Origin of the sequence: Massilia glaciei (genome assembly GCF_003011895.2) — a bacterium.
Lineage (GTDB): Bacteria > Pseudomonadota > Gammaproteobacteria > Burkholderiales > Burkholderiaceae_D > Telluria_A > Telluria_A glaciei.
Genome location: NZ_PXWF02000220.1, coordinates 1 through 553 on the forward strand (window position 1 = coordinate 1; position 553 = coordinate 553).

A 553-nucleotide genomic window follows, 5' to 3' on the forward strand; every position below is an offset into this window, starting at 1 on the left:
CACCCCGACGGTGGCGCCGTCAAGATCGTCGCCATGACCGCCCACGCCATGGTCGAGGAGCGCGAACGCTGCCTGGCGCTGGGCATGGACGAGCACCTGCCCAAGCCGATCGACCCGGACCTGATGGTGCGCAAGCTGCGCCAGGTGTCCGGGGAGCGCGGGCTGGCCGACGCCGCGCTGCGCCCGCGCCCGCTGCGCCGGGCCGAGGCGGCCGAAGCGGCCGAACCCGGCGGGGCGGCCGGGGCCGCCGCGGGCCTGCCGCCGCGCCTGCCCGGGGTCGACATGACGGCCGGGCTGTGGCGCTGCAACGGCGACGCCGGCCTGCTGCGCGACCTGCTGGTCCAGTTCTGCCGCCACAACGACGACGGCGCCGAGCGCATCGCCGCGGCGGTGCTCGAGGGCCGCTTCGACGAGGCCGGTTTTCTGGCCCACAAGCTCAAGGGCGGCGCGGCCAACCTCGGCGCCCACGCGCTGGCGGCGGCGCTGGCCGCGTTCGAGGCCGGCCTGGCGCGCGGCGAGCCGGCGCTGCTGCCGGCGCTGGTGGCGCCGCTGT

1 protein-coding gene is annotated in these 553 nt (G+C 78.1%); it reads left to right on the top strand.

Annotated elements, in window-relative coordinates; all coding sequences use genetic code 11:
• The coding region (locus C7C56_RS13080; protein WP_146204468.1) for an Hpt domain-containing protein at nucleotides 1-553 on the top strand (553 nt) is incomplete at both ends.